This window comes from Enterobacteriaceae bacterium Kacie_13 (assembly GCA_013457415.1).
GTDB lineage: Bacteria > Pseudomonadota > Gammaproteobacteria > Enterobacterales > Enterobacteriaceae > Rahnella.
The window spans coordinates 997,877-1,020,803 of the sequence record CP045665.1; the positions used below are offsets into that span (position 1 = coordinate 997,877).

The following is a 22,927-nucleotide window of genomic DNA, read 5'->3' on the forward strand; positions in this document are numbered from 1 at the left end:
GAATCCAATCTTAGGGCAAAAAATAAAAACTCCCTCTGTTAAGCACCTCCGAAATGGAGGTGCTTAACGTTAACTATCCTGATTGGTTTTGGTGCGAACTGCTACCCGGACCGGAGTTTTGCAAAATCAAACGGGCTCACTGACTTCTTCCCATTTGCATCCAGAAAATCAGCCCACCATTGCAGCATCAGCCTGCGCTCATCCAGATATTCCGCTTTATGGATATAAGCTGCCCTTACACCGTTCCGCTCCTGATGACTCATCTGACGTTCAACCGCATCCCTCGACCATAGGCCTGACTCAATCAATGAGCTGCAGGCCATTGCCCTGAAGCCGTGACCGCAAACGTCCACTTTCGTATCGTACCCCATGAGACGTAGGGCGTTATTGACAGTATTTTCACTCATCGGTTTCCAGGGATTATGGTCACCCGTAAAGATCAACGTATGCTCGCCACTGATACTGCGTATTTGCTGCAAAATATCCAGCGCCTGCCTGGACAGAGGGACAAGATGAGGGGTACGCATTTTAGATCCCCTGTGTGAGTGTTTAACACCAGTGAGAGGTTCGCGTTCAGGAGGGATGGTCCACATTAATTTTTCAAAATCAATTTCAGACCACCTTGCAAAACGTAGTTCACTGGAGCGAATAAAAATCAGCAGCGTAAGTTTTGTGGCTAGTCTGGTCATGAGCTGACCTTTGTAGGAGTCAATGCGGGTGATAAGCTCAGTGGTGCGGTTAAGGGCAAGGGCAGGGCGGTGTTGTCTTTTAACGGTTGTTAATGCACCAACCATATCAATCGCCGGGTTGAAGCTGATGATACCTGACTGGGCTGCATATCGCATGATTGCCGTGATACGTTGTTGCAGGCGGGAGGCAATTTCGTAAATCTCTTTTGCTTCGGCCGCTTTAACAGGAACCAAAAGATCGGGTGTTTTCAGCGTGGTGATATCTCGTGAGCCAATAAACGGAAATACGTGGGTTTCAAGACTTTTGAGGGTTTTCTCGCTATGTGACTCAGACCACTTTTTTATTGCTGCCGTGCCATTGTCGAGCTATCGCTTCAAAAGTATGAGCGACATCTGATACGGATTTCTTAACCCGTTTTTGTTCGCAGGGATCAACGCATGTTGCAATCAGCTTTCTGGCTTCATCACGCTTTTCACGTGCTTCAGATAATGAAACCTCGGGGTAGACACCCAGAGCGAAAGTTTTCTCCTTACCCAGAAATCGATAGCGGAGTCGCCAGTAACGGGAGCCATTCGGGTGAACGAGCAAAAACATGTTGCCGGAGTCGGCAAGTTTATATGGTTTTTCATCCGGTTTAGCTGCACGGATTTTAGCGTCAGTGAGTGCCACGGAGAGGTCTCCTGATAGTATAAAGGGGTATAAATATTATCGAATCAGACTATACCCTCAGTTGTACCCGCACAAGCGGCTTGATGTGGGTAGATATTGATTGAGTTCGGTGGAATTGAGTTAGAGGAGATTCATTGATTCTAGAGGGGAAACCAAACAAAAACGGACCTCCGTGGAGGTCCGTTGATATGAATATGGTGCCCGGACTCGGAATCGAACCAAGGACACAGGGATTTTCAATCCCTTGCTCTACCGACTGAGCTATCCGGGCAACGCGGCGCATTAAACCGTATTGGACAGGTATCGTCAACGGGTTTTTATGGTAAACGCCGTGCTGGTCACTCGAGTGATGTTTTTTACAACGATTTGCCGGTTTTCCCTTCAACGTATTCCCACCGAGACTAAAGCCCCTGCTGCGTGAGAAAATGAGCGCGTTGGTGGTGTCTTATTCTGAAAGAATTTGGCGCAATGTGCAGGGTTGAACAGGGGGTAAAAAGGTGACATTATTGCGCCGATTTATTAAACAACTCCCGTTCCCGTTTTCACGCGACAGCTCAAGAGGGTTGCGGCATGGCTGGTTTATCACATCGCGCTTTAGGTCTTTTCTCCCGGCGCAAAAAACATCTGATGATGATCTACGGGTGCTGTAAACACCACGATTTCAGTTTTCCTTCTTTTGCAGATCCATTCATGCGGTAAGGCTACCGTTTGCCCGCTGTAGGCATTATTAAAAACAGAGAATTCACGCACCCCTCTGATTTTACTGTTGTCTATCAGACGTGGCTGAGCCTGAAACGCCAACTGTCACTACCTTGCCGCACCGGCATCGTCTCGTCACACTCGACGTCTCACTCAGGCCAACGTCAATTGCCGGGCTGGACTCTGCGTATTGTCTTCTTATGACGTAAGTACCAGCTCATTGCCGTGCCCTGTGGCACACCCTCTTACTTAACCGTTTGAGAGTCTGAATGAAACTTTTAAAACTTGCAGCAAGCACCTCCGTTTCCCCGTACCTCCAGACTGCGCGTCTGGTGGCTGACCTTCGTCGCGCTGATTTTGCCGACGTCGCCGCCATCATTATATCCGTCGGGGATTTGAACCACGGCAGGCTGGCGGAAATTGAAAAGCTGGGGTTTGGTATTCCTGCGTTTGTGGCTGTGCAGGGCGCTGAGCAGGTTTCACCTGAGTTTTTACCTGCGCTGAAAGGCGTGATCACCTTATCGGACGCCAATCAGGCATTTTATGCCGCGCAGATTGAATCGGCGGCGCAGGCTTATGAAGAAGCGTTGTTCCCGCCCTTTTTCGACACGCTGAAAAAGTATGTTGAAATGGAGAACGCCACTTTCGCCTGTCCGGGGCATCAGGGCGGTGAGTTTTTCCGTCGCCATCCGGCAGGGCGTCAGTTTTATGATTTCTACGGCCCGAACATTTTCCGTTCCGACATGTGCAATGCTGACGTCAAACTGGGTGATTTGCTGATCCACGAAGGCTCGGCGAAAGATGCGCAAAAATATGCCGCTAAAGTGTTTAATGCCGATAAAACCTATTTTGTGCTCAACGGCACCTCGGCGGCCAATAAAGTCGTCACCAATGCGTTGCTGACCCGTGACGATCTGGTGCTGTTCGATCGCAACAACCACAAATCTAATCACCACGGCGCACTGCTTCAGGCGGGCGCAACGCCGGTGTATCTTGAGACGGCGCGCAACCCGTTCGGCTTTATCGGTGGTATCGACGCGGCGTGTTTCGACGAAGCGTATTTACGCAATCAAATCAAACAGGTTGCGCCGGATCGAGCCGGTGAACAACGTCCGTTCCGTCTGGCGATCATTCAGCTCGGCACCTACGACGGCACTGTGTATAACGCGCGTCAGGTAGTCGATAAAATCGGGCATCTGTGCGATTACATCTTGTTTGATTCCGCATGGGTTGGTTACGAACAATTCATCCCGATGATGAAAGAGTGCTCGCCGCTGTTGCTGGAACTGAATGAAAACGATCCGGGGATCATCGTTACGCAGTCAGTTCACAAACAACAAGCCGGGTTCTCGCAGACGTCGCAAATCCACAAAAAAGATAACCACATCAAAGGCCAGAAGCGTCATTGCAGCCATAAAAAGCTCAACAATGCTTTCATGATGCACGCGTCCACCAGTCCGTTTTATCCGCTGTTTGCTGCGCTTGACGTTAACGCGCGTATTCACGCCGGTGGCAGTGGTAAACACATGTGGATGGAGTGCGTTAAGCTTGGCATTGAAACGCGCAAAATGCTGCTCGAGCAGTGCTCGATGATTTTGCCGTTCGTGCCGCCGGTTGTTGACGGTATCGCCTGGCAAAACCATGAAACGGAGAAAATGGCGAACGATGTGCGCTTCTTCGATTTCGTGCCCGGTGAACGCTGGCACGCTTTTTCCGGCTATGCCGAGAAACAGTATTTTGTCGACCCGTGCAAACTGCTGCTGACTACGCCGGGTATTGATGCGACGACCGGTAAATACACGGAATTCGGCATACCGGCGACCATACTGGCAAACTATCTGCGCGAAAACGGCATAGTGCCGGAGAAATGCGACCTGAACTCGATCCTGTTCCTGCTGACGCCCGCCGAAACACCGGCCAAGATGCAGCTGCTGGTGGAAGAAATTGCACGCTTTGAACAGTACATTGAAGAAGATGCGCCACTCAGCGAAGTGCTGCCGACGGTGTACCGTAAAAATGAAGACCGTTACCGCAATTACACCATCCGCCAGCTGTGTCAGGAGATGCATAACCTGTACGTCAGTTTCGACGTCAAGGAACTGCAAAAAGAGATGTTCCGCGAGAAGAGCTTCCCGCAGGTGGTGATGAACGCGCAGGATGCGCACAACGAGTTTATTCGCGATAACATTGAGCTGGTACCTATTGGCGAAGCCGAAGGCCGTATCGCCGCGGAAGGCGCTCTCCCTTATCCTCCCGGCGTACTCTGCGTAGTGCCGGGCGAAGTGTGGGGCGGCGCGGTGCAACGCTATTTCATGGCGCTGGAAGAGGGCATCAATCTTCTGCCGGGCTTCTCACCGGAACTACAAGGTGTGTACATCGAGAAGAAACCGGTCGGCTGGAAACGCGTGATGGGGTATGTGATTGCCAAATGACCAATAGGCAGAAATGAAAAACGGAGGCTATGTAGCCTCCGTTTTTATGTACTCAGAACAGAGAATGTTAATCCACGCGGCGGTAACTACGCTGCGTGTTGTTCACTTTGTACAGATAACGGCGTGATTCGGCTGACGGATGTTTGGTCGTCAGCGTGGCGTAGACGTCACCGGCAGACATGCTGTTGATGATGTTAAATGCCTGCGTTTTATCACGGGAGAATACGCGTAACACGCTGCCCGCACCGCCATTGTAGGCGGTGATCACCGCATAACGACGCGCCGTTGGATCGTTGATGTTGCCCAGATACACCTTCTGCAACATGGCAAGATACGCCGTACCGGTGTTGATATTATTCTGTGGATCAAACAGATAGCTGCGGCTAGGCTTGCCCCATTTACCTTCAGATTTAAACACATCAACGCCTGCAGTGTGCTGCACGACCTGCATCAGCCCCAGCGCATCAGCATTACTCACCGCATACGGGTTAAACGCGGATTCGGTTTGCATGATTGCCAGGATTAATGACTGATCGACACCGTATTTGACAGATGCTTCGCGGATCATCGGCAGATATTTATGCGCACGCTGATTCAGGTGGTTTGGCACCATCTGGATAGTGATGGAATAGATGACGTGCAGGCCGGACTGGCGGCGCATCAGCTTGTTCTGAATCAGATAATCAGCAAAGCTCGCTGCGCGGCCTTCCCAGCGAATCGGCTTACCGGTGTTATCGAGAACCTGCCCGTACAGCATCGGTTCGCGGCTGATCTGAATGTCGTTGGCGTCGGAATACAGGTCGACGTTACCCGGATCTTCACCCACCAGTAAGGTGCTGATGATCGCCTGACGCAGGCTGGCGGCCGGATCGGTGCCTGAAATGGTTTCGAGGGTGATGGTACCCGCATCAAAGTTGATGTGGCTGCGGGTGTAATACTGATCGCTATATTTTACGTAGTCTTTTGGACCCGCGATCAGCACTTCATTCATCCCCCAGATGTTCTCGATATTGTGGGCAAACTGACCCATCAGAATATCGAACCCATTGGTGTCTTTGACATAAGCTTCGTTGAACTGGTCTTTCTTACTGCCTGAGCAGGAGATCAGCATCGGGGCGATAACCAGCAAAGCTAAAATTTTCTTCATCTTAAAACCATTTCTGGTGAAAGAAGCAGACACCCGAAAGCGGCTGCTTTGTTGTTATTGATGATTATCTTTAAACGATCAGCTTGAAGGCGGGGTGTAGCCTTCAATATGCACATCCTGACCTTCGAACAGAAAATTCACCATTTCCTGTTCCAGCAGTTTGCGGTCTTCGGGGTTCATCATGCTGAGCTTTTTTTCGTTGATCAGCATCGTCTGCTTGCTCATCCAGCGTGACCAGGCTTCTTTCGAAATTTCGTTATAAATACGTTTGCCAATCTCGCCAGGATACAGCTGGAAATCCTGCCCTTCGGCATCGTGTTTCAGGAAAGTGCAAAAAATCGTTCTGCTCATACTGATTCCTTATCGATCGTTTTCTTGGACGGCTCTTTTGCCAGTTGCGTCAGTAAACGCTCCACCGGCGCGGCCAGCCCGACGAATTGTGGTTGCGCTAAGTTATACCAGAGACCCGCACCTTCATCCATGCAACCCGCAGATGTTCGCAGATTTAACCACATCGGGACAATATCCAGATGGAAATGGCTGAACGTGTGACGAAAAGCGGTCTGCTGCTCGAGCTGATTTGGGGTCGCGCCGAATTTGTGCAGCCCCTGCGCCAGCTCTTCTTCGGTGGCGTATTGGGGGAAGCAGAACAAACCGCCCCACAGGCCAACCGGCGGACGCTGCTCCAGCCACACTTTGTTATCCTGCTGAATCATCAGCATAAACGCGGTGCGCTCCGGCAGGGTTTTCTTGGGTTTTTTGCCGGGATATTTTTCCCAGCTGTGATGTGCGTAAGCTTCGCAACCGTTTTTCACCGGGCAGAGTTCACATTTCGGTTTGCTGCGCGTGCAGACCATCGCACCGAGATCCATCATCGCCTGATTAAACTGCGCAACACCTTTTGCTGGCGTGACGTCTTCGCTTATCGCCCACAACCGGTTCTCCGTTTTCTTTTCGCCCGGCCAGCCGTCTACGGCGTAACACCGCGCCAGCACGCGCTTCACATTCCCGTCTAAAATGGGATAGTGCTGATTCAGCGCCAGCGATAAGACTGCGCCCGCCGTGGAACGGCCAATACCGGGCAGGGCAAAGATCTCGTCGAACGTTGTCGGGAAAACGCCGCCGTGCTGGCTGGCGATAGTCTGCGCTGCTTTATGCAGATTACGCGCACGGGCGTAATATCCGAGGCCAGTCCACAGGTGCAGTACTTCGTCGAGCGGCGCCCCAGCGAGATCGGATACCGTCGGGAAACGTTGCATGAAGCGTTCAAAATAAGGAATAACAGTCGCAACCTGGGTTTGCTGCAACATCACTTCTGAAAGCCAGACTTTATAAGGTGTTTTTTCGATTTGCCATGGCAGCGTTTTGCGGCCATATCGCTGATACCAGTCGAGCACCAGTGGCGAGAAACTTTTTGCTTCCATGAAACCAGGGGCTTCCATCATGGGTGAATTACAGTCCGGCAGGGTTAAAAGACGGGTGTGATCACATCACAGTTGTTATCGGGCTGTAAACCGGAACTTTCCGGACTGTATTGACGGATTTCGTACCCGCAATCCTTGCTTATCGGGAGTAAGTTTGGATAATGCGCCATTCTTCATAGTTAATGACCAAAACACCGCAGTGACCGAATACCGCGTCTTGCCAAACGGAGTGGAAACACCATGAAAAACGACGTCATTTCACCGGAGTTCGACGAGAACGGTCGCGCTATGCGCCGTATCCGTAGTTTTGTCCGCCGTCAGGGCCGACTGACCAAAGGTCAGCAACACGCGCTGGACAACTTCTGGCCGGTGATGGGCGTAGAATATCAGGCAGAACCGCTGGCAATTGATGCCTTGTTTGGTCGCGAAGCACCGGTGGTGCTGGAAATCGGTTTTGGCATGGGGACTTCGCTGGTGACCATGGCGCAGAACAATCCGCAGCAGAACTTCATTGGCATTGAAGTGCATTCCCCCGGCGTCGGCGCGTGTCTGGCGACCGCCCACGAAGAAGGGGTCAGCAACCTGCGCGTGATGTGTCACGATGCTGTGGAAGTGCTGGAAAAAATGATTCCTAATGGCTCGCTCGACATGGTGCAGCTATTCTTTCCTGACCCGTGGCACAAAGCACGTCATAATAAGCGCCGGATTGTTCAGCCAGCGTTCGTGGAACTGCTGCGCAGTAAACTGAAAGTGGGCGGCGTATTCCATATGGCAACCGACTGGGAGCCGTATGCCGAACACATGCTTGAGGTGATGACCAGCCTTGAAAACTGGAAAAACCTCTCGCAGGAAAACAACTATGTACCGCGCCCGGAATCGCGCCCGGTGACCAAGTTCGAAATGCGTGGCCAGCGTTTAGGCCACGGCGTATGGGATCTGATGTTTGAGAGGAAGCAATAATGGCTAAGAATCGCAGTCGTCGTTTACGTAAGAAGTTACACATTGCCGAGTTCCAGGAACTGGGCTTCTCTGTAAAATGGCGTTTCCCGGAAGGCACCCCGGTTGAAACCATCGACGAATCCCTGGATCTGTTCATTGAAGGTGTGATCGAGCCAAACAAACTGGCCTTCGACGGCAGTGGCTATCTGCAATGGGAAGGTCTGGTTTGCCGTCAGGAAATCGGTCACTGCACCGATGAGCACCGCGAGCAAATCAAAAAATGGTTGGAAGACCATAAAATGGAAGCGGTTGAAGTATCAGAGCTCTTCGATATCTGGTGGGATTGATTTCCACAGATTGATTAAGAACGCTGAAATTAAAGGTGCCTTTCTGGCACCTTTGTTACATCTGGAGGCAGGACGTTGGGCACCGAACTTGATAACAGTTTGCTGGAAGAGATCCTCCAGCAGGTCAGGCCGCTGATTGGCCGTGGCAAAGTCGCCGACTATATTCCTGCGCTGGCGGAAGTCAGCCCCGATCATTTAGGGATCGCCGTGTGTACCACGAAAGGGGAGATCTTTCGCGCCGGTGATGCCGATATTCGTTTCTCGATCCAGTCAATTTCCAAAGTGCTCAGCCTGACGCTGGCGCTGACACGTTATCAGGAAAGTGAAATCTGGCAGCGCGTCGGCAAAGAACCCTCCGGCCAGCCGTTTAACTCACTGGTGCAGCTGGAGCTGGAGCAGGGAAAACCGCGCAATCCGTTCATCAATCCGGGCGCGCTGGTGGTGTGCGATATGCTGCAAACTCGTCTGACTGCGCCGAAGCAAAGAATGCTGGAAGTGGTGCGTCAACTGGCCGGATCGTCAGATCTCAACTACGATCGGCACGTTGCGCGTTCTGAGTTCGAACACTCCGACCGCAACGCGGCCATTGCTTACCTGATGAAGTCTTTCGGGAATTTCGAGAATGACGTCATCACCGTTCTACATACTTATTTTCACTACTGCGCACTGCGTATGAGCTGTGAAGAACTGGCACGCACCTTTGTGTATCTGGCCAATAAAGGGCATCCGCTCGGCAGTGAACAGCCGCTCATTGACGCCCGTCAGGCGCGACAGATTAACGCGATGATGGTCACCAGTGGTATGTACGACGGTGCAGGTGAATTCGCTTATCGCGTAGGAATGCCGGGTAAGTCCGGCGTCGGCGGTGGCATTCTGGCTGTGGTACCGGGAGAGATGTGCATTGCGGTATGGTCACCTGAACTTGATAAAGCAGGGAACTCTTTGGCCGGTATTGCTGCCTTAGAATTACTGGCGCAACGTATTGGCCGTTCAATTTTTTGAATTTGCTGTTTTAGGGAGAGTACATGTTTGTAAAAAGTGGAGTGGTAAAAACCGGACTTGCTGCCTTGCTGGCGCTGAGTGCGTGGAGCGCGCAGGCGGATTATCAGTGCGCCGTCCAGCCAAAAGATGACGTGATCATCAAGCCGCAAACCGTGCAGGTTGTGGGTAACAGCGGCGATTTGCTGATCACACCTAACGGCAATGTGACACTCAACGGCAAAGAGATCACCCTGAGCGCAAAACAGCGTCAGGAAGCCATTGATTATCAGGCCTCGCTGCGTCGCGATCTGCCCTGGATCGATCAGGGTGCCACCGCGCATCTGGAAAAAGGCCGTGTGGCCGTTGACCGCGTGATCGTCGATAAACTGGGCAGCAGCAGCAACGTGCGCAACCGTCTGGTCACCCTCGACAAGCAACTGAAGCAGCAGATGAATCTGATTATCGAACACCGCACCGATGGTCTGACGTTCCATCACAAAGCGGTTGATCAGGTGAAGCAGAATGGTCAGAAGCTGATGGAACAAACCATGGGCGGCGTGATGCAGGACAGCATCAATGAAATGGGCCTGAAACAGGCTGCCAGCGGCGGGAATCCGTTGCAGGCAATGATGGGCAATCTGGGCGGTCTGCAACAGGCGGTTCAGGATGAGTGGAGCAAACAGGAAAAAGAGTTCAAAGCCTTTGGGGATGACGTTTGTAAGCGCGTTACCGCGCTCGATACGCAGCACAAAACATTGCTGGCGGATTTGAAGTAAGCTCTGACAATCATCGCCTTTTCGGATCCCCGGAGAGGCGATTGAGAGTGCAATCATTGATACATCGGGTGCATATGATAAAGTCCCCATTTCCTGATATCTGTATAAAACTCAGCAATTATCTGTTTTAAAAATTCGATTAGATCTCTTTCTGTTTTGAAAACAAACTCACCAAGATTAGGATCGAATATTTTATAGCTGTTTTCATTTGTTCGGATAGCGACAGCATGTGCCCTTCGCGACATTCTGATACTCAGAAATTCTGTGCGGCCATGTACACATAAATAAACAATTTCTCTTATCATGGCATCCGGATCATGTTGCCCGGTTTGCGTTTTAAATTCGCTTTTATTCATTTTTACAGCATCATATAAATTCAAACCCAATGGCCGGCAAATTTCTTTCAGACGATGATCATCGTAATTTTTCATTTCTGTAAATAACAATGAAAAGTTAGTGATACCTCTAACTTCAGCAGCCCCCTCTGGTTCATAGATAAAATTCTTCCAGGCCTGATAGTTGGCTTTCATTTTTATATAAACCAGTGTCAATGCCAGGCATACCCCTCTGGGGCCGTGACTCACAACAGAGGCGGAGTGTTCCTGCCGAAGACTGTCTTTTTGCCAATACCCTTTGCGCAAAGAAGGATCTGGATCCTTGGCATTGAAACATTCTAAATACACTCTTTGCTGAAAAAGAGAATAGCTGATGCAGTTGCATGCATTTGCCATTTTTATGGTTTTATTTAAATGCATTACTTATCCTTATTAATTGATGCAATCCTGAACTCAATGAACAATATTTTCCCTACATGCCAGATATAAAGAATCATCGTGGCGCATCATATAATAAGAAAGGTCATTAAGCTCCCTTTGTGAGTAAACAGCAATTGCTCTGTATTACCAGGCATATTGCATTCTGAACATCCAGGTTGAAATATCAGGTGAGCCGGACTCCTTGTGGGTGGTATCGGTATAAGCGACAGCCCCGCCAAATTGTGGCGTTAACATAAATCCCAGCGAAGCCCCCAGAACAACGTTCTGTTGCTTATTATCTTGCAGACTGCCATCAATACGCGTCTCGCCGCCTTGACTGAAGGTGCTGTCCAGCGATACCCACAGCGCCGGATTGAACGTAAAGCTGAAATGTCCTTCGGCAGCATAAAGCGGTCTTTGTGCCAGATGATGGCTACCGAGATAGTCATCATTGTCCTGATAGAATGTCACCATCGGGTTAACTTCAATCCAGAAAGGGCCGACAGGGTAACCAAAAGCTAATTCCTGTTTTATCACCCAACGGTTTCCCCCGATATTGAGCGCTTTCGTTTTATCGTAATCCCCGGTGGGCGCAGTGACCCATATACCGTTCCTGTGACAAGCCGGGTGGCAGGGTCAGCGTCTGAGCAATTTCATTCATCGTCAGACCTTTATTCACCAGATTGAGCGTACGGTCATGAATGAATTTAAACAGATCCCGCTGATCAGACAGGTATTTTATGATGTTTTTATTTTTACACTGTTTAACTGATTGCCCGTCAGGTGGCAGTTCTTTTAAATATAAGAGTGAAAATGTCAGGGAAAGGAAAATTTCAATATAAAGAGAGGAGGGTGACAAAATGATTCTGAATGCATGGAGGTATTAATGAAATGTGCCCCTTATCAGCGGACAGAGGCTTATTTTTGTTTGTACCTGAACATAAAAAAAGGTGAAGTCAGATCAGTGACTTCACCTTTTTTAATGTTAATCATAAATATTCGGAATCAATTACCCGGCTAAAAACAGCTCAAGCAGCGAATTCAGGAAGAGCTTCCCTTTGCCGGTAATCTGCCAGTGCGTAGGAGTCTCTATCAGATAGTCTTTACCGATAGCCTCGTCCAGCTGCGTGCGGATTGCGGACTCTTCAAGCCCGGTATACAGGCCAAACTCTTCGCGTGGAGCAGCTTCCAGCAGGCGGAAGCGGTTCATGAAGAACTCAAAGGCTAAATCTTCAGTTTCGACCGCATGCTGTTTATCCATGTAACGACCCTGCATGTAACCGCGAGGGTGTTTAGTCTTCACGGTCCGCAAGATTTGTCCGTCAGCCTGAGTCAGCTTGCCGTGCGCGCCACAGCCGATGCCGAGATAATCCCCGAAGCGCCAATAGTTGAGATTATGCTGGCACTGATAGCCCGGTTTGGCATACGCGGAGGTTTCATACTGCTGGTATCCGGCAGCTGTCAGCAAGACATCGCCTTGCTCAAAGATATCCCAAAGCGCGTCGTCATCCGGTAGTTTTGGCGGACGTGAGGCGTACATTGTATTCGGTTCAATGGTCAGCTGATACCAGGATAAATGCGGTGGATTGAGCGCGATGGCCTGACGCAAATCGTCCAGAGCTTCTTCCAGTGTCTGATCCGGCAAGCCGTGCATCAGATCCAGATTGAAGCTGCGCAGATTAAGGCCAGTGGCCAGATGCGCGGCGCGTTTAGCTTCTTCCGGGCCGTGGATGCGCCCCAGACGCTCCAGTTTTTGCGCATCGAAACTTTGTACGCCAATCGAAATACGGTTTACACCGGCGCGCTGATAGGCACTGAAACGGTCGGCTTCGACGGTGCCGGGGTTAGCTTCCATCGTGATTTCAACACCTGCCTCGAGCGTCAAACGCGCCCGCACGCCGTCGAGCAGGTCTTGCATCGCTTTGCTGCTCAGCAGGCTTGGTGTCCCGCCGCCGATGAAAATTGTCCCTACGCTGCGATCGCCCACCAGATGCAGATCGGCATCCAGATCCGCCAGCAGATGCGCGACATAATCGTCATGCGGCACTTCGCCCTTTAACGCGTGCGAGTTGAAATCGCAGTATGGGCATTTTTGCACGCACCATGGAATATGAATGTAGAGACTCAGCGGCGGCAACTTACGCATTCTTTTGTACTGCCTCTTGCATCGCGGCCAGCAACAGTTTCAATGCCTGACCACGGTGAGACACCACACTCTTTTCTTCACGCGTCAGCTCTGCGGCTGTTTGGTTTAGCTCTGGTACGAAGAAAATAGGGTCATAGCCAAAACCGCCTGCACCGGCTTGTGTGAAAGCAATCTCGCCCGGCCAGCTGCCATGGCAAACCAGCGGCGTCGGATCGTTCGCATGGCGCATATACACAAGCACGCAATGGAACTGCGCAGCGCGCTGCCCCTGCGGCACGTCTTTCAGTGCGACCAGCAGCTTGTCGAGATTTTGCTGATCGCTGGCATCAACCCCTGCGTAACGTGCGGAGTAAATGCCCGGCGCACCGCCGAGAAAATCGACCGCCAGACCGGAGTCATCTGCTATGGCTGGCAAACCGGTTTCAGCCGCGGCGTGACGGGCTTTAAGGATGGCGTTCTCAATGAACGTCAGACCGGTTTCTTCGGCAGATTCTACGCCGAGTTCAGTCTGCGCAACCACGTCCAGTCCGAAATCTGCCAGCAGATGTGCGAGTTCACGAACTTTACCGGCGTTGCCGGTAGCTAATACAACTTTCTGCATGGGAAGGTCCTGATTTAACGAATTATTCAGCGAGCAGTACCGCGACCTCGGCCGGGATATTTTGCGGATGGGTAATGCGGACTTGTTTATGGCGGCCCAGCTCGCCCTTTTCTATGCTGACCTGACTTTTGGCGACTTTAAACTGTTTAGCGAGAAATTTCACCAGATGCGTGTTGGCCTGCCCGTCAACCGGCGGGGCGGTGATGGCGACTTTCAGTTCGTCGCCATGCAACCCGACCAGACTGTCACGGCTGGCCTTGGGCTGGATCACCAGCCGCAAAACCAGAGTGTCATCTTGCCAGAAAACCGGAGTTAAAGCTGGAACCACAGGGCACCCAGCAGATCCATACCGAGATAATTCAGCATGTAGAGGATCAGAATCACCACCATCGCCGAGAAATCAATGCCGCCCATTGCCGGAAGAATACGGCGAATTGGTGACATCAGCGGCTCGGTCAGCTGCAACAGCAGGAAATCCATCGGTCCGCGACCCTGGCTCACCCAGCTCATCAGGGAACGGATGATCACCAGCCAGAACACCAGATAACCGGCGGCTTTCACCAGACCGATCAGGCCGATCAGTAAATTGCTTAGCCCGATATATATGCCGCCGCTTTGGATCAGCAACAACAGCGGGAACTTCAGTGTGCAGAGCAGAAAAGCCAGCAGAAGACTCGCGCTGTCGATTGGGCCCAGTGGCGGAATGATACGGCGCAACGGTCCGATAATGGGTTGCGTAATCTTCACCACAAATTGTGAGAACGGGTTGTAAAAGTCAGTACGTGCCCACTGCATCCAGATGCGCAGCAGCAAAACCATCACGTAGAGATCTATGAGGGTCTTAACCAGAAAAGTCAGCGTTAACATTCGTTACCTTTAATATTTATAATTAAAACAGTTTTTCCATTTCCTGCGCGCGGGTAATGGCGGCCTGCATAGCCTCGGAGACGATCTCCGGTAATTTGCGATCGGTGAAGACTTTCAGTGCTTCAAAAGTGGTTCCGCCTTTGGACGTCACATTCTCACGAAGTTGTGACAATGGCGTGTCCGGACTGGCGGCCACTAATGCGGTGGCACCGCTGGCGGCTTGTTCAACCAGCATCCGCGCGGTTTCTGCACTGAATCCCAGACGCTGTGCTTCGGCCTGCATCGCTTCCATAAACAAGAAGAAATACGCCGGTGCGCTGCCCGCGGCGGCAATAATATGGTTGATGCCTTCTTCGGTATCGACCCAGCAAATTTTGCCGACCGCCGTCATCAGTTCGCCGCTGTAATCGCGGTCCGCCTGAGATACCTGTTTCGGCGCATACAGTCCACTCATGCCTTTTCCCACAAGGGACGGCGTGTTCGGCATGATGCGCACGATGTTCAGATTATCACCGAGCAGCTGGCAGAAACGCGCGACGCTGATGCCTGCGGCAATCGACAGTACCAGTTTGCCGCTAAAATCCACGTCTTTTTGCAGTGCTTTACACACATCCGCCATCATTTGCGGTTTTACGGAAAGCACCACCACGTCCGCTTCACTGGCACAGCCGTTGTTATCACTGCTGCTTTTCACGCCGTATTTCTCAGCCAGCACATCACGATGCGTGGCTGAAGGGGCACACACGCTGATAAGCGCCGCCGGATAACCGCTTTCGACCAGACCCGAAATGATTGCGCCTGCCATGTTACCTGCGCCGATAAAACATAATTTGCGATGTTGCATTCATGCTCCTTGTTCTTAATGGGGGCCGAATTGAGCCGATCAATAGTAAAACAGTAAACTGCTCAAAGCTGCTTACTGTTTTGCACTGTAATCACGGGCACCAAAAATGGCGGTGCCGATACGTACCATGGTGCTGCCTGCGGCGATCGCGGCGGGCATATCGTCAGTCATGCCCATCGAGAGCGTATCCGCCTGCGGGCAAATTGCCTGCAAAATTTTCAGTGCCTCGCGCATCTGGCCGAAGACCTCCAGCTGGCGCGTAAAATCGGTTTCTGCGGCGGGGATCGCCATCAGGCCGCGCAGTTGCAGATTCGGCATCGCCATTACCTGCGTCGCCAGCGCTGCGACATCACCGACGGCAATGCCGGACTTACTGGCTTCATCGCTGATATTCACCTGAATCAGCACCTGTAACGGCAGTAAGCCCGCCGGGCGCTGTTCGTTCAGGCGCTGGGCGATTTTCAACCGGTCGATGGTGTGGCACCAGTCAAAATTCTCCGCGACTAAACGGCTTTTGTTCGACTGCAACGGCCCGATGAAGTGCCAGGTGAGCGCTGGCTGATGCCCGGCAAAGTGGGCAATCTTATCCACCCCTTCCTGCACGTAGTTTTCACCGAACGCCAGCTGACCGGCGGCAATTGCTTCTTCGACAGCGCTCGCAGGTTTTGTTTTGCTGACTGCAAGCAATGTAATTTCTTCTGAAGACCTGCCGCAAAGCTGTGCAGCGGCTGCGATTTTTTCGCGAACATTCTGTAAGTTCTGCTCAATAGCGTTTTGCTGACTAAGGCTCATAGGGACTCAGGAGGATTTCAACATGGATATTGATGGATTTGTGGTGCGTAGTGTAAAGCAAAATGCTTCCGATCTGCACCTTTGTACCGGCTATTCGCCGATGTTGCGCATAGATGGCGAATTATCCCGCTGTGAGGATCTGCCGGTACTCAGCGCGGCACAGATGCAGGTGCTCTGCAGTCAGTGGCTGGATGATGCGCAGCGGACGGTCTTACAGAAGGCCGGACAGGTGGATAAAGCACTGACGCTCGGCGAAGGCGTGCGGATGCGACTCAATGTCTTCCGGCAATGGCACGGCCTGTCTGCAGCGCTGCGGCCAATCCCCGCCCGCTGCCCCGGGCTGGCAAGCTTACTGGCACCGGAGGTTTTGCAGCAAATTATTATGCAGGAAGATGGCCTGATTCTGGTCACCGGAGCGACCGGCAGCGGAAAATCTACCACGCTGGCTGCGCTGATTGACCATCTCAACCGCCATTCGGCTCGGCATATTATTACGCTGGAGGATCCGATCGAGCTGATCCACGTCAGCGACCGATGTCTTATCCAGCAACGCGAGCTGGGTTTGCATACGCGATCTTTTGGTGAAGCGGTGCGCGGTGCGCTGCGGGAAGATCCGGATGTATTGTTGCTCGGCGAGCTGCGCGATACCGAAAGTATCCGGCTGGCACTGACTGCGGCGGAAACCGGTCATCTGGTGCTGGCGACGCTGCATACGCGCAATGCGACGCAGGCCATCGACCGGCTGGTTGACGTCTTTCCGGCAGAAGAAAAGGCTTTCGTGCGGGCGCAACTGGCAGGAAGTTTACGTGCAGTAGTGGCGCAAAAACTGGCGGTGACGAAGGCAGGAGACAGTACAAAACCGGGCAGGGTGGCGTTGTTCGAAGTACTTACGTCGACCCCCGCGGTATGCAATCTCATCCGTGAAGGGAAAACGCATCAGCTGGCGGACATTCTGCAAACCGGCGCGCAGGCCGGAATGCAGACGTTTGCTCAAAGCCGCCAGCAGCGGCAGAGCGCCGGATTACTGGTTAAGGAGCAGGCTGACTCCACTGTTTCTCGAACCAGCTTTCCAGAATGATCACGGCAGAGGCGGCATCGACGCTGCCTTTATCGAGCGCGCGGAAACCGCCACGATCGAACAAGTCAGCGCGGGCTTCGACGGTACTCAGGCGTTCATCGTGCAGTTCAACCTGAACGCCAAAACGGCCATGCAGACGATTGGCGAATTTGCGGGCACGGGCAGTCAGCGGCTGTTCGGTACCGTCCATGTTCAGTGGCAGGCCAACGACGACAACGTCCGGCAGCCACTCTTTGAGGAGTTTCTCGATCTTCTGCCAGTCTGGTGTGCCGTCCTGCGCTTTAAACGAGGTCAGCGGCCGCGCAGTTCCCGTGACTTCCTGACCGATGGCCAGGCCGATGCTTTTGGTGCCGAAGTCGAAAGCAAACACCGTGCGGTTCGCCATTATGCGTGCCCCGCGTGGGTGGCGAGCTGGCTGACATCAATGCCGATCATTTTCGCAGCTTCGCGCCAGCGGTCGGCAATTGGCGTACGGAACAAAATATCGCTGCTGGCTTCAATAGTCAGCCATGCATTTTCCAGCAGTTCTTTTTCCAGCTGGCCCTGTTCCCAGGCGGCGTAACCGAGCGCCACCAGCACATCTTTCGGCTGGTCGGGTGTCCCCAGAGTTTCCAGCACGTCTTTAGAGGTAGTGATCATGGTGCTGTCAGAAATAAGAATACTGGAACCAAAACCTTCGCGCGGGGTATGCAGGATAAAACCACGGTCGTCGGCCAGCGGGCCGCCGGAGAAGACAGGGCGATCGAGGCGAATATTGGGGTCGCGCGGTTCAGGGCTGATATCAAGCTTGTCGAGAACATTTTCAATAGTGAAATCGTCGACCAGTTTGTTTATCACCAGACCCATTGCGCCATCTTCATTGTGTTCGCAAATATACACAACAGAACGTTTGAACTGGGGTTCATCCAGCCCGGGCATCGCAATTAGAAAGTGATGTTGTAGATTCATGGTATGCAGGATGTTTAACCTCAGAAAGTAATGATGGCGCAGTCAACTGCGCCATTGTGCAGCCGTTTCTTTTAGCGCGCAGCGAGGCGCTTTTCGATAGCGTCCATCAACATGCCGGTGACGGAAATCGGGAAGGCTGCTTCGATCTCTCGCGCACAAGTTGGGCTGGTGACGTTAATTTCGGTCAGGCGGTCGCCGATGATATCCAGACCAACAAAGATCAGGCCTTTCTGCTTGAGGATTGGCGCCACAGTACGCGCAATCTGCCAGTCGCTTTCGCTCAGAGGACGCGCTTCGCCACGGCCACCGGCGGCCAGATTACCACGGGTTTCGCCCTGTGCAGGGATACGCGCCAGGCAGTAAGGTACCGGTTCGCCATCGACGACCAGAACGCGTTTATCACCGTCTTTGATAGCAGGCAGATAGTTTTGCGCCATGCAGAAACGGGTGCCGTGTTCGGTCAGGGTTTCGATAACTACCGAAACGTTAGCGTCTTCCGGTTTCAGACGGAAGATAGACGCGCCGCCCATGCCGTCCAGCGGCTTGAGGATCACATCGGTGTGCTCTTTATGGAAGGCTTTCAGCTGAGCGGAATTGCGTGTCACCAGCGTATCCGGCGTCAGTTCCGGGAACCAGGCGGTGAACAGCTTTTCGTTACAGTCGCGCAGGCTCTGCGGTTTGTTAACGATAAGCGTGCCTTTCTCTTCGGCACGTTCGAGGATATAGGTGGCATAAATGAATTCGGTATCAAACGGCGGATCTTTACGCATCAGGATCACGTCGAGTTCCTGCAGGGCGATGTCCTGCCCGGTGCCGAATTCATACCAGCCGTCGTAATCTTGTTTCACGCTGAGTTTTTTGGTCGTCGCACGGCCTTCGCCGCCGCGCAGATACAGGGAATTCATTTCCATATAGTGCAGCTCGTAACCACGACTCTGCGCTTCCAGCAACATAGCGAAACTGGTGTCTTTTTTGATGTTGATGGATGAAATCGGGTCCATCACGATGCCAAGCTTGATCATGTCGTTTCCTCTTATCCCAGATCGCCGAAACGGACCTGTAAGGCCGTTATCGCGGTGAGTGCTGTGGTTTCTGTACGCAGAACACGGGGTCCCAGCAGGATATCAGTAAATCCGTAGCCGGAGGTCATTGCAATTTCTTCGGCGGATAACCCGCCTTCCGGGCCGATCAGCAGACGGACATGCTTCACCGGCAACGGCAGTGTATTGATGCTGTGGCTGGCGCGCGGATGCAGATTAAGCTTCAGGCTGTCATCCTGCTCGGCACACCAGGCTTCCAGCTGCATCGCCGGACGAATTTCCGGGATACGGTTGCGGCCACACTGTTCGCATGCGGCAATGGCGATTTTCTGCCACTGCTGCAATTTTTTCTCCAGACGCTCACCGTCCAGTTTGACGCCACAGCGTTCGGAGAACAGTGGGGTAATAATATTCGCACCCAGTTCGATAGATTTCTGAATGGTAAATTCCATTTTATCGCCGCGCGAAATTACCTGCCCGAGATGCAGATTTAGCGGAGATTCGTTGTCAGACAACACGCCTTCGCTGAGGCTGACGCGCACACTTTTCTTATCTACCTGAGTAATGCTGGCCTCGAAGACCTGATTGCTGCCGTCAAAAAGCTGGATCGCCTGACCGGGTTGCATACGCAGAACGCGTCCGACGTGGTTAGCGGCATCTTCGCACAGGGCAATTTCACTGTGGGCGGTCAGTGTTTCCGGGTGATAAATGCGGGGTATGCGCATGTGTGGCTGCTGTCCTTAAATGTTTAAGCGGGCTATTTTGGCGTGATTAGCCCGCATTGTCGCGAGCTAATGTGCTCTGATGGTGTGTTTAATACTAAGTTAGCTTTTTCTCTGAGCGCAAGCCTGCAGAACGTAAGGGTTGTGATTACCCTGCACTTTAGAGATACGGTTATCACGTTCGCATTCCCATGCGGTGACAGGGTACTGACGATCCCAGGCGGTAAACAGCTGCGTTTGCTGGCGGGAAAGGGTCAGTTTGTACTGGTCACGCATATAGAAATAGGTGCGGGCGATAGCGCCGCGGGCTCGGGCTGGCGGCTCGGCGGACCTGGCTTTAAAGTCGACTTTCATCTCGCAGCGTCCGTACTGGCCCTCGCCGCCGTTCCACTGGCTGTACATGAAGTTGTTACGGTCACCGTTCACTTCACCAATCGCCGGCTGAAGGTTATGCAGATCGATTTCTACCTGACGGTAATCGGCATTTTTAGCACAGTTTTTGCGTCCGCCATCCTGCCAGCACTGCATCTGGTGGCCGAACTGCCACGCAGGCACCACGTGTTCCCATTCGATCCGGCTGGCGCGCTGTTCGCTTTTGCGCACCGCGTAACCGCAGGATTTCAGATCAGGCGTGCCTTTTTTGCCCTGCCAGCTGATGTCACAGCCGCAATAGAAAGAGGGCGCACCCTGATTAATTTTGACGGCGGCGGCTTTAGCCTGACTGAAATTGTTGATGTCATTACCGGACTGGCTGAATGCGCTGAGTGGTGCGAGCGCGGCGATAAACAGAAAGGCTGAAAGCGTTTTACGAAACATGTTTCCAAATGACCTGATATGAAAAGGTCGGAAGGGTAACGGATGTGGCGCAGTGTGACAATGGGACATTACTGCTATTTAGTGATTGAAAAATCAGCAATTAGTCGAGCCTTTAGCGTTAAACCGTAACAGTTCGCCGCAATGACGGCAGCGGTATTCCGACTCTTTACGCATCACCTTGTTATGACGTCGGACGGTCAGCTGATGATCGCGACAGGCGCACAAATAGGGATACGTTTTGCTTTGTACGGATGCGACTTCGAATTTGTGAGTGCGGCTGGCAGAAACACCGAGGACATGCTCCATCATCCAGCGCCACTCTTTGCCATGGGGCGCAGGCGCGCGGCCAAAACGGCGAAATACCAGTAAATGCGCCAGTTCGTGCGGGACGACTTCATCAATAAACGGCTGCTGATTTTCCTGCAGTAACACTGGATTCAGACGGATTTGCCAGTGTTGCAGATACGCACTGCCCGCGCTGGTGCCGCGTTGCTGATAGGTGATTTCCGGCTCCGGATAGTCGGTGCCAAAAAATTGATTTGCCATCTGGAGTTTTTCCCGCAGGCAACGCATAACGGCCTGCTGCAGGGCGATGGGGAGTCGTGAGGTTTTCATCAGGCGAAGGATAAATGCGCAGGAGGGGAGATGCAATATGGAATTCCTCCCCTTTGCAGGGGAGGAAAGTGAGGTTTACTTACCGATGTCGCGCAATGCTTCGCCTTTCATCAGATTGCGTTCAATGTGTTCCAGAGAGACGTTCTTGGTCTCAGGGATCAGCGCAATGGTGATGAAGATGAAGACCACGTTCAGCGCGGCGTACACCCAGAAGGTGTTGGCGTTGCCGAGAGTTTCCAGCATGGTGAGGAAGGTCGCACCGACTATCATGTTAGCAATCCAGTTGGTTGCCGTGGAAACGGTGATACCAAAATCACGGCCTTTCAGCGGCTGAATTTCGGAACACAGTACCCAGATCAACGGACCCGCACTCATCGCAAAACCTACGATAAACATCAGCAACATGGCGATGGAGAAGTATTTCGCAAAGTCAGATTCCACACCGATGTGAAGCATCGTACCGAGAATACCCATACCCACCGCCATCACCAGGAAGCCCAGTTTGAGCGTAGGTTTACGACCCCAGCGGTCAACCAGACCGATCGCGATAAAGGTGGCCAGCACGTTGACCAGGCCCACAATCACCGTGCCCCACATTTGCTGAGAGGTACTGGCGAAACCGGCGATGCCGAAGATTTTCGGTGCGTAGTACATGATGACGTTCATCCCGGTGAACTGTTGCATCACCTGCAACAAAATCCCAAGATAAACTGCGCGACGGAAGTTTTTGTTATTAATGAATAAACCCCAGCCGCTCTGCTTCACTTTCAGGCTTTCACGGATTTCATCCAGTTCGCTTTTCGCCTGCGCTGTGGAATCGCGCAGTTTTTCCAGCACTCGGCGGGCTTTGTCGTCATTACCCCGTGCGGCGAGCCAGCGCGGGCTGTCTGGCAGAAAGAACACGCCGATCAGCAGCAGCAGGGCAGGGATGGTGATCACGCCCAGCATCCAGCGCCATGCGCCGCTGTAGCTGAAGGCGGTATCAGACAGATACGCCGCCAGAATACCGATGGTGATCATCAGCTGATACATGGAGATCATGCTGCCACGGATTTTCTCCGGTGCGATTTCTGACAAGTAAATCGGCGCAGTGTAAGACGCCACACCGACCGCCAGACCGAGCAGAACACGGGCGACGATAAGGACTTCGGTGTTTGGCGCGAAGGCGGAACACAGAGAACCGACCACGAACAGAACCGCGCCGATCATCAGGCTGTATTTACGGCCAAGACGGAAGTTCAGCCAGCCACTGCCGATGGCACCGACGGCGGCGCCGAACATCATTGAGCTGACCACCCACTCCTGTTGATGGTTGGTTATCTGAAAATCATGGCTGATAAACGGCAGTGCGCCAGCGATGACACCGATGTCCAGACCGAACAAAAGTCCGGCCAGTGCAGCGAGAAAACAGACAAAGAAAGTGACGCTTTTATTCGAGCGTTTTCCTTTGGTCGACGTTGAGTTGTTCATCCGGTCTCCAAAATAGTGCAATCGTAAAGTGTTTGTAATAATGCTTAGGCTGTTATGTTATTAACCCTGCCTCCAGCTTAACGTGAACCCTGTCACAGTGTTGTAATCGTTTACACTAATGGGAGTGAC

At 52.4% G+C, this 22,927-nt stretch carries 24 protein-coding genes, 1 tRNA gene and 1 pseudogene; 6 read left to right on the forward strand and 20 right to left on the reverse strand.

Translation table 11 applies throughout. The annotated features are described in order from the left end of the window. Positions 1-101: 101 nt before the first annotated feature. Both GE278_04465 and GE278_04470 read right to left on the reverse strand, forming a co-directional pair. A pseudogene (locus GE278_04465) lies at positions 102-1,359 on the reverse strand (DUF4102 domain-containing protein). Positions 1,360-1,554: 195 nt separating this feature from the next. Beyond that, positions 1,555-1,630: transfer RNA gene (locus tag GE278_04470), tRNA-Phe, on the reverse strand. A gap of 697 nt (positions 1,631-2,327) precedes the next feature. Here GE278_04470 and speF point away from each other — a divergent pair. Continuing rightward, positions 2,328-4,490 (forward strand): ornithine decarboxylase SpeF, encoded by a 2,163-nt coding sequence (gene speF / locus GE278_04475; GenBank protein ID QLK60081.1) that lies wholly within the window; start codon positions 2,328-2,330, stop codon positions 4,488-4,490. 67 nt (positions 4,491-4,557) lie between these two features. On the opposite strand, the gene mltC is transcribed toward speF, so the two are convergent. The 3 genes from mltC to mutY form a co-directional block, all read right to left on the reverse strand. Beyond that, positions 4,558-5,637, reverse strand: coding sequence for a membrane-bound lytic murein transglycosylase MltC (gene mltC, locus GE278_04480; GenBank protein ID QLK60082.1), 1,080 nt, complete (start codon positions 5,635-5,637; stop codon positions 4,558-4,560). Between the two features lie 78 nt (positions 5,638-5,715). Continuing rightward, entirely contained in the window at positions 5,716-5,988 is a 273-nt protein-coding gene (locus tag GE278_04485; protein QLK60083.1) for an oxidative damage protection protein, read from the reverse strand. Beyond that, entirely contained in the window at positions 5,985-7,082 is a 1,098-nt protein-coding gene (gene mutY, locus GE278_04490; protein ID QLK60084.1) for an A/G-specific adenine glycosylase, read from the reverse strand. Before mutY ends, GE278_04485 begins: the two co-directional genes overlap by 4 nt. 219 nt (positions 7,083-7,301) lie before the next feature. Here mutY and trmB point away from each other — a divergent pair, with 219 nt between their 5' ends. The 4 genes from trmB to GE278_04510 all read left to right on the forward strand — a co-directional run bounded on the left by trmB (position 7,302) and on the right by GE278_04510 (position 10,104). After that, the gene (trmB, locus tag GE278_04495) at positions 7,302-8,021 is read left to right on the forward strand and encodes a tRNA (guanosine(46)-N7)-methyltransferase TrmB (GenBank protein ID QLK60085.1); all 720 of its coding nucleotides are present in this window, start codon (positions 7,302-7,304) and stop codon (positions 8,019-8,021) included. Then, on the forward strand, positions 8,021-8,347 hold the full coding sequence (locus GE278_04500) for a DUF469 family protein (protein ID QLK60086.1): 327 nt from the start codon (positions 8,021-8,023) through the stop codon (positions 8,345-8,347). Before trmB ends, GE278_04500 begins: the two co-directional genes overlap by 1 nt. Positions 8,348-8,422: 75 nt before the next feature. Further along, complete coding sequence (glsB, locus tag GE278_04505; protein ID QLK60087.1) at positions 8,423-9,349, forward strand: glutaminase B; 927 nt, start codon at positions 8,423-8,425, stop codon at positions 9,347-9,349. 23 nt (positions 9,350-9,372) lie between these two features. Further along, complete coding sequence (locus tag GE278_04510; protein QLK60088.1) at positions 9,373-10,104, forward strand: DUF2884 family protein; 732 nt, start codon at positions 9,373-9,375, stop codon at positions 10,102-10,104. Between the two features lie 53 nt (positions 10,105-10,157). On the opposite strand, the gene GE278_04515 is transcribed toward GE278_04510, so the two are convergent. From GE278_04515 to GE278_04550, 8 genes are all read right to left on the reverse strand, one after another. After that, positions 10,158-10,859, reverse strand: coding sequence for a hypothetical protein (locus GE278_04515; GenBank protein QLK60089.1), 702 nt, complete (start codon positions 10,857-10,859; stop codon positions 10,158-10,160). Positions 10,860-11,003: 144 nt separating this feature from the next. Then, complete coding sequence (locus GE278_04520; protein QLK60090.1) at positions 11,004-11,465, reverse strand: hypothetical protein; 462 nt, start codon at positions 11,463-11,465, stop codon at positions 11,004-11,006. A 403-nt stretch (positions 11,466-11,868) separates the two neighbouring features. Beyond that, positions 11,869-13,005: a radical SAM family heme chaperone HemW gene (hemW, locus tag GE278_04525; GenBank protein QLK60091.1), complete on the reverse strand. Its 1,137-nt coding sequence runs from the start codon at positions 13,003-13,005 to the stop codon at positions 11,869-11,871. Further along, positions 12,998-13,606, reverse strand: a complete 609-nt coding sequence (locus tag GE278_04530) for an XTP/dITP diphosphatase (GenBank protein ID QLK60092.1) — start codon at positions 13,604-13,606, stop codon at positions 12,998-13,000. The genes hemW and GE278_04530 overlap by 8 nt, the downstream gene beginning before the upstream one ends. Before the next feature lie 22 nt (positions 13,607-13,628). Then, positions 13,629-13,934, reverse strand: coding sequence for a YggU family protein (locus tag GE278_04535; GenBank protein ID QLK60093.1), 306 nt, complete (start codon positions 13,932-13,934; stop codon positions 13,629-13,631). Next, on the reverse strand, positions 13,919-14,473 hold the full coding sequence (locus tag GE278_04540) for a YggT family protein (protein ID QLK60094.1): 555 nt from the start codon (positions 14,471-14,473) through the stop codon (positions 13,919-13,921). Before GE278_04540 ends, GE278_04535 begins: the two co-directional genes overlap by 16 nt. A 22-nt stretch (positions 14,474-14,495) precedes the next feature. Next, positions 14,496-15,317, reverse strand: a complete 822-nt coding sequence (locus GE278_04545) for a pyrroline-5-carboxylate reductase (protein QLK60095.1) — start codon at positions 15,315-15,317, stop codon at positions 14,496-14,498. A gap of 72 nt (positions 15,318-15,389) precedes the next feature. Beyond that, on the reverse strand, positions 15,390-16,109 hold the full coding sequence (locus tag GE278_04550) for a YggS family pyridoxal phosphate-dependent enzyme (protein QLK60096.1): 720 nt from the start codon (positions 16,107-16,109) through the stop codon (positions 15,390-15,392). Between the two features lie 22 nt (positions 16,110-16,131). Between GE278_04550 and GE278_04555 the strand changes: the two genes are divergently transcribed. Next, a complete protein-coding gene (locus tag GE278_04555) occupies positions 16,132-17,187 on the forward strand; it encodes a PilT/PilU family type 4a pilus ATPase (protein QLK60097.1) in 1,056 nt (351 codons plus the stop codon). Here GE278_04555 and ruvX read toward each other — a convergent pair. The 7 genes from ruvX to GE278_04590 form a co-directional block, all read right to left on the reverse strand. Continuing rightward, entirely contained in the window at positions 17,138-17,572 is a 435-nt protein-coding gene (gene ruvX / locus GE278_04560; protein QLK60098.1) for a Holliday junction resolvase RuvX, read from the reverse strand. The two genes, GE278_04555 and ruvX, sit on opposite strands and share 50 nt — an antisense overlap. Then, the gene (locus GE278_04565) at positions 17,572-18,135 is read right to left on the reverse strand and encodes a YqgE/AlgH family protein (GenBank protein QLK60099.1); all 564 of its coding nucleotides are present in this window, start codon (positions 18,133-18,135) and stop codon (positions 17,572-17,574) included. The genes ruvX and GE278_04565 overlap by 1 nt, the downstream gene beginning before the upstream one ends. 71 nt (positions 18,136-18,206) lie before the next feature. Continuing rightward, positions 18,207-19,157 carry a glutathione synthase gene (gshB, locus tag GE278_04570; protein ID QLK60100.1) on the reverse strand — a complete coding sequence of 317 codons (951 nt, stop codon included), beginning with the start codon at positions 19,155-19,157 and terminating at the stop codon, positions 18,207-18,209. Positions 19,158-19,168: 11 nt separating this feature from the next. After that, complete coding sequence (gene rsmE, locus GE278_04575; GenBank protein ID QLK60101.1) at positions 19,169-19,900, reverse strand: 16S rRNA (uracil(1498)-N(3))-methyltransferase; 732 nt, start codon at positions 19,898-19,900, stop codon at positions 19,169-19,171. Positions 19,901-19,999: 99 nt separating this feature from the next. Next, positions 20,000-20,686, reverse strand: coding sequence for a deoxyribonuclease I (gene endA / locus GE278_04580; protein ID QLK63190.1), 687 nt, complete (start codon positions 20,684-20,686; stop codon positions 20,000-20,002). Positions 20,687-20,806: 120 nt separating this feature from the next. Then, positions 20,807-21,328 carry a SprT family zinc-dependent metalloprotease gene (locus tag GE278_04585; protein ID QLK63191.1) on the reverse strand — a complete coding sequence of 174 codons (522 nt, stop codon included), beginning with the start codon at positions 21,326-21,328 and terminating at the stop codon, positions 20,807-20,809. Between the two features lie 75 nt (positions 21,329-21,403). After that, positions 21,404-22,798 carry a sugar porter family MFS transporter gene (locus tag GE278_04590; protein QLK60102.1) on the reverse strand — a complete coding sequence of 465 codons (1,395 nt, stop codon included), beginning with the start codon at positions 22,796-22,798 and terminating at the stop codon, positions 21,404-21,406. Positions 22,799-22,927: the final 129 nt, after the last annotated feature.

Coding starts and splice junctions, on each gene's coding strand:
- GE278_04530 (QLK60092.1), bottom strand. CDS start 13,606: ATGCAGAAAGTTGTATTAGCTACCGGCAACGCCGGTAAAGTTCGTGAA.
- GE278_04510 (QLK60088.1), top strand. CDS start 9,373: ATGTTTGTAAAAAGTGGAGTGGTAAAAACCGGACTTGCTGCCTTGCTG.
- mltC (QLK60082.1), bottom strand. CDS start 5,637: ATGAAGAAAATTTTAGCTTTGCTGGTTATCGCCCCGATGCTGATCTCC.
- ruvX (QLK60098.1), bottom strand. CDS start 17,572: ATGGCGAACCGCACGGTGTTTGCTTTCGACTTCGGCACCAAAAGCATC.
- GE278_04565 (QLK60099.1), bottom strand. CDS start 18,135: ATGAATCTACAACATCACTTTCTAATTGCGATGCCCGGGCTGGATGAA.
- hemW (QLK60091.1), bottom strand. CDS start 13,005: ATGCGTAAGTTGCCGCCGCTGAGTCTCTACATTCATATTCCATGGTGC.
- GE278_04515 (QLK60089.1), bottom strand. CDS start 10,859: ATGCATTTAAATAAAACCATAAAAATGGCAAATGCATGCAACTGCATC.
- speF (QLK60081.1), top strand. CDS start 2,328: ATGAAACTTTTAAAACTTGCAGCAAGCACCTCCGTTTCCCCGTACCTC.
- GE278_04585 (QLK63191.1), bottom strand. CDS start 21,328: ATGAAAACCTCACGACTCCCCATCGCCCTGCAGCAGGCCGTTATGCGT.
- GE278_04485 (QLK60083.1), bottom strand. CDS start 5,988: ATGAGCAGAACGATTTTTTGCACTTTCCTGAAACACGATGCCGAAGGG.
- GE278_04540 (QLK60094.1), bottom strand. CDS start 14,473: ATGTTAACGCTGACTTTTCTGGTTAAGACCCTCATAGATCTCTACGTG.
- gshB (QLK60100.1), bottom strand. CDS start 19,157: ATGATCAAGCTTGGCATCGTGATGGACCCGATTTCATCCATCAACATC.
- trmB (QLK60085.1), top strand. CDS start 7,302: ATGAAAAACGACGTCATTTCACCGGAGTTCGACGAGAACGGTCGCGCT.
- mutY (QLK60084.1), bottom strand. CDS start 7,082: ATGATGGAAGCCCCTGGTTTCATGGAAGCAAAAAGTTTCTCGCCACTG.
- GE278_04500 (QLK60086.1), top strand. CDS start 8,021: ATGGCTAAGAATCGCAGTCGTCGTTTACGTAAGAAGTTACACATTGCC.
- GE278_04545 (QLK60095.1), bottom strand. CDS start 15,317: ATGCAACATCGCAAATTATGTTTTATCGGCGCAGGTAACATGGCAGGC.
- GE278_04550 (QLK60096.1), bottom strand. CDS start 16,109: ATGAGCCTTAGTCAGCAAAACGCTATTGAGCAGAACTTACAGAATGTT.
- GE278_04590 (QLK60102.1), bottom strand. CDS start 22,798: ATGAACAACTCAACGTCGACCAAAGGAAAACGCTCGAATAAAAGCGTC.
- rsmE (QLK60101.1), bottom strand. CDS start 19,900: ATGCGCATACCCCGCATTTATCACCCGGAAACACTGACCGCCCACAGT.
- GE278_04555 (QLK60097.1), top strand. CDS start 16,132: ATGGATATTGATGGATTTGTGGTGCGTAGTGTAAAGCAAAATGCTTCC.